The following is a 15,451-nucleotide window of genomic DNA, read 5'->3' on the forward strand; positions in this document are numbered from 1 at the left end:
AGCCAGTTATCTTGAAGTCAAGACAAATGAAAGACCATACGCTTTCTCCGCCGCGCGATGCCGTGGACACCATCCTGGCCCAGTGGCGGCGCGAGCGCCCCGATCTGGATGTGAGCCCTATGGGCCCCATCGGGCGCATCAAACGTTGTGCGGCGCTGCTGGAGCAGCAGCTGGAAGCCGGCTTTGCGGAGTTCGACCTGAGCGTGTGGGAGTTCGACATGCTGGCCGCCCTGCGGCGGTCTGGCGCCCCTTACTGCCTCAGCCCCACGGAGCTGTTCTCCACCCTCATGGTGACCTCGGGCACGATGACCCACAGGCTCAAGCGCCTGGAGGCCCGGAGGTGGGTGGCACGCGTACCCAACGCCCAGGATGCGCGCAGCACCCTGGTACAGCTCACCGCGGACGGGCTGGCGCTGATCGAGCGCGCGGTGGAGGCGCATGTAGACAACGAACGCACGATGCTGTCGGTATTGCCTGCCGACGTGCTGCGCGACCTGGATGCACAGCTGTCCCACTTGCTGCGCGCCCTGGAGCCTTCCAACCATGGTGCCGATGCGACGCCGGCATCCTGAGCGGCATGGGCACCGCAGCGGACCCCGGCCACATGCCGGGTCTTTTTTGGGCAGGAGGCAGAATGGGATCCAAAGGAGTTCTGCACACATGGCACGCGCGCAGCAGGTGGTGGTCACTGTCAGCGATGTTTTCAAGACAGAGGAGCTGCATCAACGGCTGATGACGGCGCTGTCATTTCCGGGCTTCTACGGCCGCAACTGGGACGCCTTCTGGGACGCCATCACCGGGCTGGTGGAGATGCCCCACACGCTGCGGCTGGAGGGATGGCGGGCACTGGAGGCACACCTCCCCCGCGATGCCCGCGTGCTGCAGCAATGCCTGGAGCGCATGCAGCAGCAGTACCCCGCGCTGGCAGCCCGGGTGGAGTACGTGTAACCCGGCTCACCCATGGCAGGCCGTCTGTCTGGATGGGCTGTTCGGCCGCCTGAAGCCAGCACAGGGGCCAATGCTGCGCCGCAGCGCGACGACTGGAGGCTGCCCCGCCTGCGCCGGCAAGCCGTCACGGGGTGTGGAGCGCCCCTCCACCAAGTGGTTCAGTGACGGTAGTGAGCAGGCCTGCCTGCTTTCGGCCATGAGCAGTCCTCTAAGGCATTCCTCCAGGCGACTGCTTCAGGCTGGTAGCAGACACTCAATACTGAGAGCTGGAGGACGGCTTCCATCGTAAACGGTCATTCGACGGAAGCCATTCAAACTGCTCGACGGCGTTCAACCCAGCCAGGCCTTGACGCGCCGACTCAGCGCCTCAGTGCTGATGCCGTAACGGTCATGCAACGTAGGCAGCGCCCCAGCATCCAAGTATGCATCGGGCAGGCCTGCGAGGCGAAACTTGGTGGGTGTCACGCTGTTTTGCAACAGGCTACTGGCCACCGCCTCGCCCAAGCCTCCCACAACCGAATGGTTCTCAGCCACCACCACCAAGCGCGGCTTACGCAGCACCTCAGCGAGGATGGTGACCTCATCCAGTGGTTTGATCGTCGGACAGTGCAACACCGCCACGCCGATCTTGTCGGACTGCAACGCCTTGGCCACCTCAAGCGCGCGCATGGTCATGAAGCCGCTGGAGATGATGAGCACCTCGTCCCCGTCCACCAGGCGCTTGGCCTTGCCCATCTCGAAGCTGTAGTCGTATTCGTCCAGCACCAGCGGCACGTTGCCGCGTAGCAGGCGCATATAGACCGGACCGTTGTGCGCGGCCATCTGCGGTACGGCCTGTTCGATGTCGAGCGCGTCGCAGGGGTCGATAATGGTCAGGCCGGGGATGCCGCGCATCATGGCCACATCTTCAGTGGCCTGGTGGCTTGGGCCGTAGCCGGTGGTCAGTCCAGGCAATGCGCAGCACATCTTCACATTCAGGCTCTCTTCGGCTATCACCTGGTGGATGAAGTCATAGGCCCGGCGCGTGCCGAACACCGCATAGGTGGTGGCGAACGGGATCAGGCCTTCTTTGGCCATACCGCCGGCTGCGCCCATGAGCAGTTGTTCGGCCATGCCCATCTGGTAGAAGCGCTCGGGGTAGGCTTGCGCAAACAAGTGCAGGTCGGTGTACTTCGCCAGATCAGCGGTCATACCCACGATTTCAGGCCGCTTGGCGGCCAGTTCGACTAGGGCTTTTCCGAACGGAGCAGCTTTGACGCGCTGTCCCTCGCCCGCGATGGAGGCGATCATGGCGGAGGTGGTCAGACGCGGCTTTTTTTCAGCGACAGGGTTCATGCGACGGCTCCTTCGGGGGCATTCTGGTCGAGGATGGAGAGGGCTTGTTGCCACTCTGGTGGATCGACCCGGATAAAGTGGTTTTTATCGCGCGTCTCCAGGAATGGCACACCCTTGCCCATCAGCGTGTTGAAAAGGATCACACGCGGCTTGGCTTCCTTGAGGTTTCGTGCGATATCGAACGCGGCCAGGACGGCAGCTAGGTCGTTGCCGTCGATGCGCTGCACATGCCAGCCGAAGGCGGCCCACTTGTCGGCCAGCGGCTCGAAGCCCAGCACCTTGGAACTGGGGCCGTCGGCCTGCTGGTTGTTGATGTCCACCAGGCAAATCAGGTTGTCCAGTTGGTGGTGCGCAGCCGACATGGCGGCTTCCCAGGTCGATCCTTCGTCAAGCTCGCCGTCGCTCATGGAGTTGTAGACAAAGGCGGGGTTCTTCTTCTGCTTGAGGCCCAGTGCCATGCCGACACCAATGATTAGGCCCTGGCCCAGCGAGCCGCCGGAGATTTCCATGCCCGGCGTATAGGTGGCCATGCCGCTCATGGGCAGGCGACTGTCGTCGCTGCCGTAGGTTTCCAGTTCTTCCTGCGGGATCACGCCAGCCTCGATCAGCGCCGCGTAGTGCGCGATAGCGTAGTGGCCGTGCGAGAGCAGAAAGCGGTCGCGGCCCTCCCAGGTGGGGTCTTGGGGTTGCAGGTTCAGCGCGTGGCCGTAGGCCACGGCCAGCACATCGGCCCAGCCCAGGGCCTGGCCGATGTAGCCCTGACCCTGAACCTCACCCATACGAACGGCGTAGCGGCGGATGCGATGGGCGCACCGGGCCAGCGCCTGCAGTTTGTCTGCGGCGGAAGTCATGAAGTTCTCCTGTGTGAAGCGGGGGAAGAAAAGCGGTCAGCGAAGGATCGAGGCCGGCACATAAGACACCAGCGCCAGTACCAGGAAAGCTACAAAGTAGAACGGTCCTAGCTCACGTACCGTCTGACCCACCTTGACCTTGGCCAGCGCGCTGGTGATGAACAGCGTGGTGCCCACGGGCGGGGTGTAGAGGCCCACAGCCAGGTTCACCACCATCATGATTCCCAGCTGTACCGGGTCCATGCCAATGCTTTCGGCCAAGGGCAGGAACACCGGGGTCAGCAGCAAGACGGCGGCCGGCAGGTCGATGAACATGCCGATGAACAGCATCAGCAGGTTCATGATCAGGATCACGATCCAGCCTTGGCTCACGTTCTGCTGAATCCAGTGGGCTACGCCCGTAGGCATCTGATCGTAGGTGAGCAGCCAGCCGATGGCGGCAGAGGCCATGATCACCAGCAGCACTACGCCGGTCGCCAGGCCTGCATGCACCACGGCATCGTTCAGGCGCTTGAGCGACAGGTCGCGGTACACCACCACCGACACCGCAGCGGCGTACAGCGTGGACAACACTGCCACCTCGGTGGGTGTGGCAATGCCAAAGCGCAGGAACAACACGATCAGCACCGGCAGCAGCAGCGCGGGCGACGAGTACAGCAGGTGTACGCGGAACTCGCCCCAATTGATTGGGGTGGTGTCGCGCGGAAAGTTACGGCGCTTGCCGACCCACCAGCACATGAACATGAAGCCGGCGCACATGAGGATGCCAGGCAGGATGCCCGCGACAAACAGTGCCGCAATGGAGGCATTGGCCGTCAGCGCGAACAGAATCATCGGGATCGAGGGCGGGATGAGGATGTCGATGGTGGCTGCCGCGGCTAGCGTAGCAGCAGAGAAAGCGGGCGGATAGCCCAGGCGCTTGTGCCAGGGAATCAGCAGCGAGCCAATGGCCGAGGCATCGGCCACGGCAGAGCCCGACACACCACCGAACAGCGTGGACGACAACACGCCCACCTGCGCAGGCCCGCCGTGAAAGCGGCCGATTAGGGTGCTGAGCACACCCACCAGCGCTGCCCCCAGGCGGCCGCCCATCATGAGCGAGCCGGTGAGCATGAAGAACGGGATCGCGATGAGCGGAAAGCTCTGCACCTGCGCCACCATCTGCTGCACCAGCAAATCGAGCGGGATGCGGTCAGAGGTTGCAGCGGCAGCCATGGCCGCGACCAGCAGCGCATGGGCAATGGGCATGGCCAGCACGGCGGCACCGAGAAAGACAACAAGAATGAGGGCGCTCATAGGGGAAATCCTTGGCAGGGGACGGGGCTTACCAGTGCGCCTCTGGCACGGCGGTCTCGGTATCGGGGGGGCTGGGCACCTGCGGCGTGGCCCATGCGTTCCAGGCTGACTTGAGCGCCAGCAACGCCAGCATCACCAGCCCGCCCATCACGCAGCCATAGGTGAGCGACCCGGGCACCTGCAGGATGGGCGACTTCTCGTCGTGGACGATCACCAGCATCTGGTAGGTGGCGCGAGCGAGCGTGCCATACAGCACTGCCACGACCAGCCAGCTGCCGATGGAGGCCCAGCGGCGCAGCGCAGGAGGAACGGCGTCCATCAGAAAGCTGGTGGTGATGTGAGCACCATGTGCAGCCGCCAGTACCACGCCAGACATGACCAACCAGGGAAACAGTAGCTCCGGTACCTCGTTGGCCCATTGCAGGCTGGTTCCGGTGGCGTAGCGCAACACGGTGTTGGCCACTAAGATGACAAAGATGACGGTCGTGCTGATCCATAACAGCACACGGCATACGCCGACAACGGCCCATTCGATGAAGTTCATCGGAAGACTCCTTGGGCTGCAGGGGCCGTGACCCATGCAGCGGCTTCGGTGAAATGAAAACTGGCGTAGCTGCGCCTAGAACGGTCAACGCGCAGCGGCGATGACTTTCTTGAGGTAAGGCCCGATGGGTGTGGTCAGCCACTTGGCGTCCACTCCTGCCGTGGCCTTGGCAAACGCAGCCTTGTCCACCGTGGTCACCTGCACGCCCTTGTTCTTGAGGTCTTCCAGCAGCTTGTCGTCGGCCTCTTGCGACATCTTGCGCTGCAGCGTTGTGGCTTCGGCGGCGGCCTCGGTCACTGCCTTGCGGTCGGCGTCAGACAGGCGGTCCCAGGTGCGCTTGCTCATCAGGAACGGCGTCATCTGGAACATGTGGCTCGTCAGGGCCAGGTGCTTTTGCACTTCGTACAGCTTGCTCGCATGGATGTTGACCAGCGGGTTCTCCTGCCCATCGACCACGCCTTGCTGCAGCGCCACGTACAGCTCGGCAAATTTGATCTGCTGTGCCTCGGCACCCAGCGCCTGCATGATGTCCACCAGCACTGCGTCAGGCGGGGTGCGCATCTTCAAGCCCTTCATGTCTTCGACCTTGGTGATGGGACGTTTGCTGTTGGTCATGTGGCGGATGCCGTTGTCCCAATAGCCCAGCACCACCATGCCTTTGTCTGCAGATTTTTGCGCCAGCTCCTGGCCCAGCGGGCCGTCCAGCAGCTTGAAGGCCTGCGCGGGGGTGGAGAACATGAACGGCATGCCATAAGCGGCATACTCGGGCACAGCCACCGACACGGCACCTTGCGAGTTCGCTGTCATGTCCAGCGCGCCGGTGCGCACAGCTGTGACCATGGCCGCATCGTCGCCCAGCTGGGCCGATGGCGCCACCTGCACCTCGATGCGGCCTGCGGTCTTGGCCTTGAGGGTTTCAGCAAACTTGACGGCGGCCTCGTGGCGCGGATTGCCAGGGGCAGCGCCATGGCCCAGAGTGAGCTTCATGGTCTGTGCCTGAGCGAGCCCGGGCAGTGCCACTGCCAAAGCGGCGGCTGCCAACAAGGTGCGGGTGAAGGTTTTGCGTTGCATCGTTTGTCTCCTGGTTTATGTTTTTTGAGAGGTCGTGAGGGCGGTCAGTGGATCAGCATGCCGCCGTTCACATCGAGCGTGATGCCGGTGCAGTAGGTCGACAGCGGGCTGGCCAGGAACACGCAGGCGCCGGCAATGTCGTCGGCCCTTCCCAGGCGGGCCAGTGGAATGGTCTCCGCGATCTCGGCCTTTTTCTCTTCGGTCAGTTTGCCCTTGATGATGTCCGTGCCGATCAGCCCGGGCGTGATGCAGTTGACGCGAATGTTCTCGGAGCCAAACTCGCGGGCCATAGCGCGGGCCAAGCCCAGTACGCCCGCCTTTGCAGCCGAATAGTGGGGGCCACCCAGAATGCCGCCGCCGCGCTGGGCCGAAACCGACGAGATACAGACGATAGATCCGCTTTGCTGCTGGCGCATGGTCGGCAGCACTGCTTGAGACATGTAAAGCGTACCGCGCAGACTCACGTCCAGGATGCGGTCGTAGTCGGCACCGGTGATCTCCAGCGTCTTCACTGGTTGCGTGATGCCCGCGTTGTTCACCAGCGTGTCGATGCGACCGAAGGCCTTGAGCACGGCTGCTGCTGCGGCGTCGCACGAGTCCTTGTCGGTCACGTCAGCGACGATGCCGATGGCGCCGTGGCCAATCTGTGCAGCAGCCGCAAACGGATCGGCGCGTTCCAGATCGAGGATGGCGACCCTGGCACCCTGCGCTGCCATGAGACGGGCTGTGGCAAATCCGAGGCCGTTGACGCCGGCACCGCCGGTAATGATGGCCACGTTGTCCTTGAGAAGCATGAGTCTTGTCTCCAGTGGTTTGAATAGTGCGTGGAGCGAATTCTCAAAGCCGGACATGATGATGACAAGCGATATAAGGTCAGCGTAAGATGACAATTCGTCACTCAACATGAGGATTCACCCGATGGCTGCGTTGCCCCCCATCGCCAACCTGCAGGCGTTCGAAGTGGTGGCCCGCCGCCGCAGCTTTGCGCTGGCAGCGGCTGAGCTGCACCTCACTGCCTCAGCCATTAGCCACCAAATTTCTCGGCTCGAATCGCACCTGGGCGTCCGCCTTTTCGAACGCAGCGCGCACGGAGTTCGCTTGAGCCCCGCAGGTGAGCATTACCGGTTACACGTGGGTGCGGCACTCAACGCCATAGCTGCCGCAACCGACGACCTCAAGCAGGGCATCCGCAACAGTCTCTACGTGCACTCCGCACCAAGCATCGCCAGCCTCTGGCTTATGCCTCGACTACATCGCTTCGCACAGGCCTATCCGGACATCTCGCTCAATCTTTCCGCCGCACACACACCCAGCGACTTCGCGCTCGGCCAGTCCGACATCGATATTCGTTATGGCATCCCGCAGTGGGGCGATCTGGTAGTGGAGCCGCTGTTCGTCGAGTCGCTAGTGCCGCTGGCAAGCCCGGCCTTCATAAAGACGCACAAGCTCAAGCGGGTCGAACAGTTGCTGGAGGTGCCGCTGATCCAGAGCAACGTGAGCATCGTGCAGTGGTCCGACTGGTTTGGCCGTTTCACAATGCAGCGCGCACCCGACCGCTTCGCGCTACGCTTCGACCGAGCACAGATGTCGCTGGATGCGGCCACACAGGGCTTAGGTGTGGCGCTGGAAAGCACCATGAACGCCGGCGGTCACCTGGAAGAAGGCAAGCTTGAGGCGCCGTTTGGCATGGAGAAGGCCATACGCGTCAAAGCGCATTTCGCCGTCTACCCCGAACGCCACGCCAAACGCCCGGCAGTGGAGGCCTTCTTGTCCTGGCTGCACGGAGAAGCAGCGAAAACATAAGCTAAACGCAACCGCAGGGATTTCGCAGGAGGCTGGCCCCGGGGGGGCTTCGCTTTGTAGCCTCAGCTGGCTATGAGTCGCTTACCGACCACCGCATCTATTCGCACCTAGAGCGTCAAAACCAACGTCCGCTTGATGGCAACCAGCGTAAGTATGAGTTGCGTCACCGAAGGACCGCAACCGCTGCTAATCAGTCACCGGTCGACGAGGCTTGAACTGCTGCAATGGGTCGCTAGCGGACGTCGCGGAGGTCTGTTCTCAACCAGGAATAGCCGTTCGCGAAGGCTGCCTGGCCAACTGCTTCCAGCTGAGAGCTAATGCAGGGGCTGCAACACCGAATGTCGGCGGCGATCAACCGCCGAACTGGATGGACTCGGGCTGCAATCTCCAGGAATCGGCATTCCAGGATTTTCGCAGCCTTTGCCCTTGTGGGAGCTCACCCTGCCCCAGCCCGGCCCCTTGGCGACGATTCACCGTGCCTTCAGGCAAAATCCAGAGGATCGGGGCAAGCCTGGCGTCAGGTCTGCCGGGAAGCCCATCTTGAAGAATGGAACAGCATCAATGGCACTGACGAAGAAGGGCGAGTTCTGGTACGGGACGACGTCCGGCGACACCCAAGCCGAACTGCGCAGCTACAGCGTTGCGAATGGCTACGAGGCCGTCCGGTTTGCCTCGTCCAAATGCAATTGCGGGAGCCGGACTTTTGCGCTGCAGACGGATGAGGAAGCCGGCGTGGCAATCCGCACCTGCAGCGACTGCGGGCAGGAACACCTGATGGGCGACAGCGCGCACCACATTGAAGAGGCCGCCCCCGAGGCGCACGAGTGCGTGTGCGAGAACGAGGTGTTCGAGCTGGTGTCCGGCGTCTCCGTGTACGAGGGCACACATGACGTGCGCTGGTACTACATCGCTTGCCACTGCGTGGAATGCAATCTGGTGGGTGTCTTCGCAGACTGGAAGTGTGAAGCGGGTGATGCAGCGGCCTTCCTCGCCAAGGTATAAGCGCACTCCCCCCGCAGAGATCCTGCGCGCAGGCTTGAGCGGCCGGGGAGTGTCATGAGGTGGTGTTGTGGTACGGCTGGCCGAAGTCTCTGGGCTGTGGAGGAAGGTGCCGGTCAGCAATGTGTCGCCGAGAGTGGCTCTTAGTGGTGGGTTGATGTTTCGGTTTCGGCACTAGCTCCACGTTGAAGTACACGTGTGAATCCAAAAGCCGTTAAATGGCGTATGGACTGCATGCCTATCTTTTCCAAGCTTTCCACACCAATGAGCCGTCGCATAGGCCTCATGGGCATCGGGTCCGCCATCGTGGCTTTGGTGTCAGGCTGTTCTGGTGCCCAGGTGCTCGACCATCTGGTGCCCCATGACACCTACCACGGCCCCACCGGCGTGTCCTACGGGCCCGATCCGCGGCATCTGCTGGATGTGTACCAGCCACAGCCAGCCACGGATACCGTGCCCGGCCATGCACCGGTGGTGCTGTTTTTATACGGCGGCAACTGGACGAGCGGCGAGCGGGCCATGTATCGTTTCGTGGGCGAAGCCCTGGCAGCCAACGGCATCATCGCTGTGGTGGCCGACTATCGACTGAGTCCCCAGGTGCACTACGACGGTTTTCTGGGCGATTGTGCTTTGGCCCTGCAATGGACCTTGTCGCATGCTGCCGGCCTGGGAGGCAACCCCGAGCGGGTGATGGTGATGGGCCATTCCGCTGGGGCTTACAACGCGGCCATGCTCGCGCTGGACCCGCGTTGGCTGGCGCCTTTGGACTTGACCCCAAATCGCCTGGCCGGTTGGATTGGTCTGGCCGGGCCGTACGACTTTTTGCCGATTGTCGACCCCGAGGTACAGCTTGCTTTCGGCTGGCCGCACACCCCGGCCAACTCCCAGCCCATCTTCCACGCCAAAGCCAAAGCGCCCCGCACCTTGCTGCTGGCCGCGCGCAACGACACCGTGGTAGATGCGCAGCGCAACACCGTCGGCCTGGCGAACCGGTTGCGGACTGGGGGTACCGAGGTGGAGATGCGGATCTTTGACCACATAGGCCACGTGACGACCGTCGCTGCCCTGGCCCGCCCCCTGGGCTGGTTGGCCCCGATACTGCCGACCGCGGTAGCTTTTGTGCGCGGGGAATCACTGCCTCAGACATGAGGCGAGCGGGTACGACCGCTTTCCGGCCATCGGGCACGTGACCACGGGCCTGTGAAGCATGGGCCACGCAGATCAAGGACATGCCGGACATGCAGTCGCCTCTATCTGCAGTACCGGTTCTGGCGAAGGCCATCCGGCCGGTGGAGACTGCTATGGCACCAGGCACCAGCAGCGACGAAGAGGCCGCAGCCAATGCAGCCGCAAACCAGTCCAACCGCATGAAGCACCGCGTTGCACTGGCTGCACGCTGCCCATCAGCGTCTGGGGCAAGCCGAGCCTGCACCTGATCCGCGGCGACTGCAACCAACGCTTCAATGCCTAGTGAATTACTTGCGGATGAACGCCGGAGGCGGCATACGGCCAGAAGCTGACAGTCGATGCTTGCAGCACAATATTGCTCGATCAGGTTTCTCGTAGGTGGTAAGAGACGGCCGCTAAAAGGAGTCGCATGAATTGGCTTGATGAAAGGCAAGTGGCCGAGGCACAAAAGGCGGTTATAGGCACAGCCCATGGTCTTGCTGGTGGCTCAGTTCCATTCTTAGAAGGTGTTCGCCAGCTTGCCTTTTTGAGATTCCAAGCATCAAAACTGGACAATGACCCTGACTTTATGTTGTTCGTTGGCATAGCTAGCGAAGCAGATCACATTCCGCCTCAAGAAATTCGCAGCCAATGTACTAAATTGTGGCTTGAACAATGCGACAACGAAGCGAAGGAGCTGGAAGCCTTGTACCAACAGCAGGTTCGTGCGACGTGCGAGCGACTTATTCGGAGATTTTCCTGATTGCAGGTATCGAGGTGGTGGCTGATTCCCGCCAAGCTGCGCATTTGAGCAAAGCCTCTTGACATTGAGTAATTTGCAGCTATCCGCTGAAAGACAGCCTCGGGTCTACAGGGACTTTCCGGCGAGAGCTGCTGTCGGCCATGAGCCGTCGCTGATGGAGTCAAGAAGCAGACATTCAACGCCTGACATGAGCGGCTTACCTTAGGCGAATGCGCTCGATGGCAGGGTCAGGCGCCACGTGCGGGTCAGGTGTCATAGTCACCACTGTCCCAAGGCTCGAAGAACGCCATGTAGTTGCCCGGTTGCGCCTCAACGGCCCAGTCATCCTCTTCATCTTCGGGTGTGCGAAGAACCAAGCCAAAGGTGGTGCCGAACTTGTCGACCGAGAACGGGGCCACGCTGATTCTTTGGTACTTCACCGGCTCTATCTCGGACAAAAGCTTCTTGTGAAACGCTTGGCGCGCAGCTTCATCCATTGCATCGCGAGGGCCGAAGCTGTCGATCTTGGCTTCGACAAGCGCCCCTTTCTTGTCGAACAGGTAGAGCGCAACGAATTCTTCTCCCGCTTTCCCTCTGATTGCAGGCTCAAACGGTGTCGTCAGGAAGAACTGACGACCGTCTGCCGTTTGGCCAACGAATGCCGCTGCGTAGTCGTCGTGGTTGATAGCGATGAGCTTAGGTGGTTGGGTTGGCATGTTCTTTACGCCCAGGGTTTGAATTCAGCGGCCGCCGGAGGCAGCCCGCTGGAATGACTGGTCAGGGCGCATTCATGGATAGCCGCTGTTTCGAAGGAGCAGCAAAACTATTGTTGATTGATAGAAGAGCGAAATTCCGTCTGGCGCTTGCGGTCTAAATTGGCATGCAAAAGAGCCGCAAGAGACTTGTCGCCTGACTCGGTGGCAGGTGTTTTGCATGAAAATTCAGTACTGAATTTAGCTATGAACCCGTCACCTCTCCTGTGTTACGCACCACGCGGTTGTTGAATCAGATCCGCGAGCGAATTTGTAACAAGCACTATATCCTACGGCACGGAGCATGCCTATTTGCAATGGGTGCGGCTGTTTGTGCAATGGCACGGTTTGCAGCGTCGCGAGACATGGGGCTGCAGGAAGTCGCGGTTTTTCAAGGCATGTTGGCCACAGAGCAACCAGCAACGAGTCCCCTCTATGATCGAACAGAACCAAGTCATGCCATTGCTGCTTCAAGCATGCCCATCCTTCGAGGAGGATTGGTTGGCTCACCTAGCTGAGTATGGCGACGAACCATTGCTCTATGTGATTGCAGGAGATTTGGCACGGCATTTGTTGATGCTGCATCGCGCTGGCCGAGATCAAGAGCTGATTCCAGTCGTCGGTGCCATAGAGCACATGCACGTCGAGGGCTCTCTCTGGGTCAAGGAGTTCGCAACCATCGGCATTTTGGAGGGCGTGCAGAACGTCTGGGCTCACGATCGTGCCAGTTTGAACGAATTTGAACAGATGCTCGGGCCTGAAAGTCGGCGTTGGTGGTTAGGTCTTAACGACTTCTGGGATGGAAAGACCGCGCAGGTATTGCCTTCTGCGTAGGTCCGCTTGGGGTCGCTAGCGGACGTCGCGGAGGTCTGTTCTCGGCCAGAAGCAGCCATTCGATGAATAGACATTAACAGCTCATGTCAATCTCCTATTTCGAAATTTTTAGGTTTTCCTAAAAGGCATGCTTGCGATCGATCACTCTCATCATTTCGGATATATTTATTTTATGAGAACGGCGAGCGATTCTGCCTGTCGTCTAAATCTAGGTAGGCTGCACAAAGCATGCGCACTTCTCCACTTTACCGCTCAGTAAACACTCGGACTCATGGCGTGAAACATGGCGTGGGTGGAGAGTTCCGACATGACCGTCAAACGAAGAGCTCAAAAAACAGTGAAGCCAGCCGTACATCTATGCACGGCCGGCTAAAGCACGGCCGTGACTACACTCCACTTTTCCGCTTTTTATTATCAAAGGTGGGAGATCCTTGGGATCGAGTATTTGGGGAGGCTAAGTCTCGCCTTGACACAACGGAGCCAATATTCTGGCTCGTTGCAAGATGTGAAGAACAGAAAGAAAAGTTTGTACGCGTAGGCGAGAGCAGCTATTTCAGCGGGCTATTCGTTGATGGAGAAGGTCTACTTCAGTTAGTAGATTCCAGTTTGAGGGCTCAAGACATGAAGCCGTTCTGCACTTGTTGCACGCACACATTTAATGGCGTTCAGTTCGGTACCAAAGATTAAAAACTACGATTGGGTACGGCCACCTCAGGTTCAGCCTAGCAATTCATCCAAGCCGAACCCGCTTCGCTGGTCGGTTTAATTCAGGCACTATCGAGTGACTGCAATGGGTCGCTAGCGGACGTCGCGAAGGTCTGTTCAAACGCCACAGGCGAAAGCCCTGCCGCCAACAAGTGACAATGATCCTTCTATCGCACGTTCCATGACTGGACCGGGCAGACACCCGACAGCGCACGCCAGTCCATGCGCCTGAACTGAGGAAAACGGTATGAACACACAACGAACCGTACTGCTGGCTGGTGCTACGGGCCTGGTCGGTGGCTTGATGATCGAAGCACTGCTTGCCGACCCGCAGGTCACAGCGGTGCATGCCTTGAGCCGCAGGGCGCTGCGTACCAGCCACGCCAAGCTGTGCGTTCATATTGTCGACTTTCAACAGCTGCCAACGCTGCCGCAGGTGGACGAGGTGTATCTGGCACTGGGAACCACGATCAAGGTGGCTGGCAGCCAGGCCGCATTCCGCGCCGTCGACCTGGATGCCAATCTTGCGGTGGCGGTGGCCGCAGTTGCCGCCGGTGCGCGCCGCGTGGGGGTGGTCAGTGCGGCCGGCGCGGATTCCACATCGTCCGTGTTCTACAACCGCACCAAAGGTGAGCTGGAAGATGCGCTCAAGACCTTGGGCCTTGAGGCCTTGGTGATCGCGCGCCCTTCTCTGCTGCTTGACACCCGAGAGCACCTGGATCAGCCTGCACGGCTGGGCGAACGGATTGCGATTCCGGTGGCCAAGCTGCTCGCCCCCATTCTGCCGGCCACCTACCGGCCCGTGCATGCGCGGGCCGTTGCTTTGGCATTGGTGCGCAGCGTTCCAGCCGCACAAGGCATTGTGGAGCTGTCCTCTGACGCATTGATTCGGCTGGGCACCCCGGCCCCATGAGCACAGCCCTGTGAAGGCATGGGAGAGGCCCCGCTGAAGGGGGCACCAACCTCCCCCCCCAGCTGGCGCGGTTGGCACGATTGGCCTGAAAACAGGCATCTCCGGGAAGGCGGCCTGACTCGCGAACGCTTCAGGCCGGAGTCTGGCGCTCAGTGAGAAGGCGCAAGAAGCCGCTGTGCGCCCCACGCTGCCGTCGACGCCATCGATGTCCTCGGCGCCATCGACGTCATCGGGGTCTCCTGCTGCAAGGTGCACTGCCCTGCTCCAGCCGGTGAGCGCGGCGTCCATGGCTTTGCGCCAAGGGCCAGGCTCCCGCATTCAACCGGTCACCCGCCACTGTCGTCGCTTCGCTGCGCAGCAACGGTTGGCAGGTGCAATCGCCGCCGTGTCACAAAAGCTTCTTGGAAACATCACCCCCATGTCATGTGCGACGGGTGAAATGAAAACGTTTACAGAAAACGATTTCATTCATGAGCATTGCAGAAGTGGCGCGGCGTGCAGGGACATCGGTCGCAACGGTATCGCGGGTTTTCAACAACCCGGGCATTGTCAATGCACAGACCTGCAGCACCGTGCTGCGTGCAGCGCATGAGCTTGGCTATGTGCCCAACAGCAGCGCTCGCACCTTGCGGACCCGCCGCAACAAGGTGCTGGGGGTCATGCTGCCCACCTTGGCCAATCCCGTGTTTGCACAGTGCCTGCAAGGCATTGCGGAAGAAGCGGAAACACGTGGGTATGCCATTGTTCTGACGACGACGGAATACAGCCCGGAGCGGGAGGCCGCAGCAGCAGAGCGATTGCTGAATGCCGGGGTGGAAGGGCTGATCCTGGTGGTGTCCAACCCGGCCACCTCCCAGGTCCTGCAACGCACCCAGCAAACGAAATTGCCTTATGTGCTGGCGTACAACCAGGCGCAGGAGCACACCTGCATCTCTGTCGACAACCATGGTGCGATTTTCCAGCTGATCCAGCGCCTGCATGCCGCCGGCCACCAGCGCATTGGCATGGTCACGGGCCAGTTGCATGCCTCTGACCGTGCCCAACAGCGCTGCAAAGGCTATGTGGAGGGCATGCAGGCACAGAACCTGTCGCCATTGCCCGTCTGGGAACTTCCATTTGCCGAACAGGCGCTGGAGCAGCTGCAACAGGACCTGATGGAGGCCACCAGGCCGACGGCCCTGGTGTGCAGCAATGACGTGATTGCCATTCGCAGCATCCGCGCAGCCACGTTGGCCGGATTGCGCATTCCCCAGGATCTGTGCGTCGTGGGGTTTGACGGCATTGGCCTGGGCCGCGACCTCACCCCCTCGCTCGCATCCATCACACAACCCAATGAGGCCATTGGCCAGCAGTGCGTGGCGCTTCTGTGCAACGCACTGACGGATGGCATTCCGCTTCTGCCTTCGCACAGCGTGCAGCTGCCATACGGCTGGCGTGCCGGGGAATCTTGTTCACCTTTGCCTCTGTGAGGCGGTGCTTTTGCTTTTACCA

The 15,451-nt window shown here is 60.8% G+C and carries 16 protein-coding genes; 9 read left to right on the forward strand and 7 right to left on the reverse strand.

All coding sequences use genetic code 11. From position 1 onward, the window contains the following. The first annotated feature begins 26 nt into the window (after nt 1–26). Together CT3_RS12940 and CT3_RS12945 are read left to right on the forward strand one after the other, a co-directional pair. Nucleotides 27–572, forward strand: coding sequence for a MarR family winged helix-turn-helix transcriptional regulator (locus tag CT3_RS12940; RefSeq protein WP_066533145.1), 546 nt, complete (start codon nt 27–29; stop codon nt 570–572). A gap of 88 nt (nt 573–660) precedes the next feature. Beyond that, on the forward strand, nt 661–948 hold the full coding sequence (locus tag CT3_RS12945) for a barstar family protein (protein ID WP_066533147.1): 288 nt from the start codon (nt 661–663) through the stop codon (nt 946–948). A 330-nt stretch (nt 949–1,278) separates the two neighbouring features. Here CT3_RS12945 and CT3_RS12950 read toward each other — a convergent pair whose 3' ends face one another. The 6 genes from CT3_RS12950 to CT3_RS12975 form a co-directional block, all read right to left on the reverse strand. After that, complete coding sequence (locus CT3_RS12950; RefSeq protein ID WP_066533149.1) at nt 1,279–2,283, reverse strand: transketolase family protein; 1,005 nt, start codon at nt 2,281–2,283, stop codon at nt 1,279–1,281. Further along, complete coding sequence (locus CT3_RS12955; protein WP_066533153.1) at nt 2,280–3,134, reverse strand: transketolase; 855 nt, start codon at nt 3,132–3,134, stop codon at nt 2,280–2,282. Before CT3_RS12955 ends, CT3_RS12950 begins: the two co-directional genes overlap by 4 nt. 36 nt (nt 3,135–3,170) lie before the next feature. Further along, a complete protein-coding gene (locus CT3_RS12960; protein WP_066533155.1) occupies nt 3,171–4,430 on the reverse strand; it encodes a TRAP transporter large permease in 1,260 nt (419 codons plus the stop codon). Nucleotides 4,431–4,458: 28 nt separating this feature from the next. Further along, the gene (locus CT3_RS12965) at nt 4,459–4,974 is read right to left on the reverse strand and encodes a TRAP transporter small permease (RefSeq protein WP_066533158.1); all 516 of its coding nucleotides are present in this window, start codon (nt 4,972–4,974) and stop codon (nt 4,459–4,461) included. Nucleotides 4,975–5,058: 84 nt separating this feature from the next. Next, nucleotides 5,059–6,045: a TRAP transporter substrate-binding protein gene (locus CT3_RS12970; protein WP_066533160.1), complete on the reverse strand. Its 987-nt coding sequence runs from the start codon at nt 6,043–6,045 to the stop codon at nt 5,059–5,061. A gap of 44 nt (nt 6,046–6,089) precedes the next feature. Continuing rightward, nucleotides 6,090–6,839, reverse strand: a complete 750-nt coding sequence (locus CT3_RS12975) for an SDR family NAD(P)-dependent oxidoreductase (RefSeq protein ID WP_066533163.1) — start codon at nt 6,837–6,839, stop codon at nt 6,090–6,092. A gap of 124 nt (nt 6,840–6,963) precedes the next feature. On the opposite strand from CT3_RS12975, the gene CT3_RS12980 reads away from it, so the two are divergent. The 4 genes from CT3_RS12980 (at nt 6,964) to CT3_RS12995 (ending at nt 10,777) form a co-directional block, all read left to right on the forward strand. After that, nucleotides 6,964–7,848, forward strand: coding sequence for a LysR substrate-binding domain-containing protein (locus CT3_RS12980; RefSeq protein WP_066533164.1), 885 nt, complete (start codon nt 6,964–6,966; stop codon nt 7,846–7,848). A 561-nt stretch (nt 7,849–8,409) separates the two neighbouring features. Then, nucleotides 8,410–8,850, forward strand: coding sequence for a hypothetical protein (locus tag CT3_RS12985; protein WP_066533165.1), 441 nt, complete (start codon nt 8,410–8,412; stop codon nt 8,848–8,850). Between the two features lie 231 nt (nt 8,851–9,081). Beyond that, nucleotides 9,082–9,996: an alpha/beta hydrolase gene (locus CT3_RS12990; RefSeq protein WP_256682307.1), complete on the forward strand. Its 915-nt coding sequence runs from the start codon at nt 9,082–9,084 to the stop codon at nt 9,994–9,996. Nucleotides 9,997–10,444: 448 nt separating this feature from the next. Continuing rightward, nucleotides 10,445–10,777: a hypothetical protein gene (locus CT3_RS12995; protein ID WP_127446233.1), complete on the forward strand. Its 333-nt coding sequence runs from the start codon at nt 10,445–10,447 to the stop codon at nt 10,775–10,777. Nucleotides 10,778–11,022: 245 nt separating this feature from the next. Here the strand turns inward: CT3_RS12995 and CT3_RS13000 are convergent, their stop codons facing one another. Then, nucleotides 11,023–11,472: a hypothetical protein gene (locus tag CT3_RS13000; RefSeq protein WP_066533171.1), complete on the reverse strand. Its 450-nt coding sequence runs from the start codon at nt 11,470–11,472 to the stop codon at nt 11,023–11,025. A 471-nt stretch (nt 11,473–11,943) separates the two neighbouring features. Here CT3_RS13000 and CT3_RS13005 point away from each other — a divergent pair, with 471 nt between their 5' ends. The 3 genes from CT3_RS13005 (at nt 11,944) to CT3_RS13025 (ending at nt 15,429) form a co-directional block, all read left to right on the forward strand. Beyond that, nucleotides 11,944–12,342, forward strand: a complete 399-nt coding sequence (locus CT3_RS13005) for a DUF7674 family protein (protein WP_066533172.1) — start codon at nt 11,944–11,946, stop codon at nt 12,340–12,342. A 952-nt stretch (nt 12,343–13,294) separates the two neighbouring features. Next, nucleotides 13,295–13,960, forward strand: a complete 666-nt coding sequence (locus CT3_RS13020) for an NAD(P)H-binding protein (RefSeq protein ID WP_066533176.1) — start codon at nt 13,295–13,297, stop codon at nt 13,958–13,960. A gap of 470 nt (nt 13,961–14,430) precedes the next feature. Further along, nucleotides 14,431–15,429, forward strand: a complete 999-nt coding sequence (locus CT3_RS13025) for a LacI family DNA-binding transcriptional regulator (protein ID WP_066533180.1) — start codon at nt 14,431–14,433, stop codon at nt 15,427–15,429. The last annotated feature ends 22 nt before the right edge of the window (nt 15,430–15,451 follow it).

It is taken from the genome of Comamonas terrigena NBRC 13299 (assembly GCF_006740045.1).
Lineage (GTDB): Bacteria > Pseudomonadota > Gammaproteobacteria > Burkholderiales > Burkholderiaceae_C > Comamonas > Comamonas terrigena.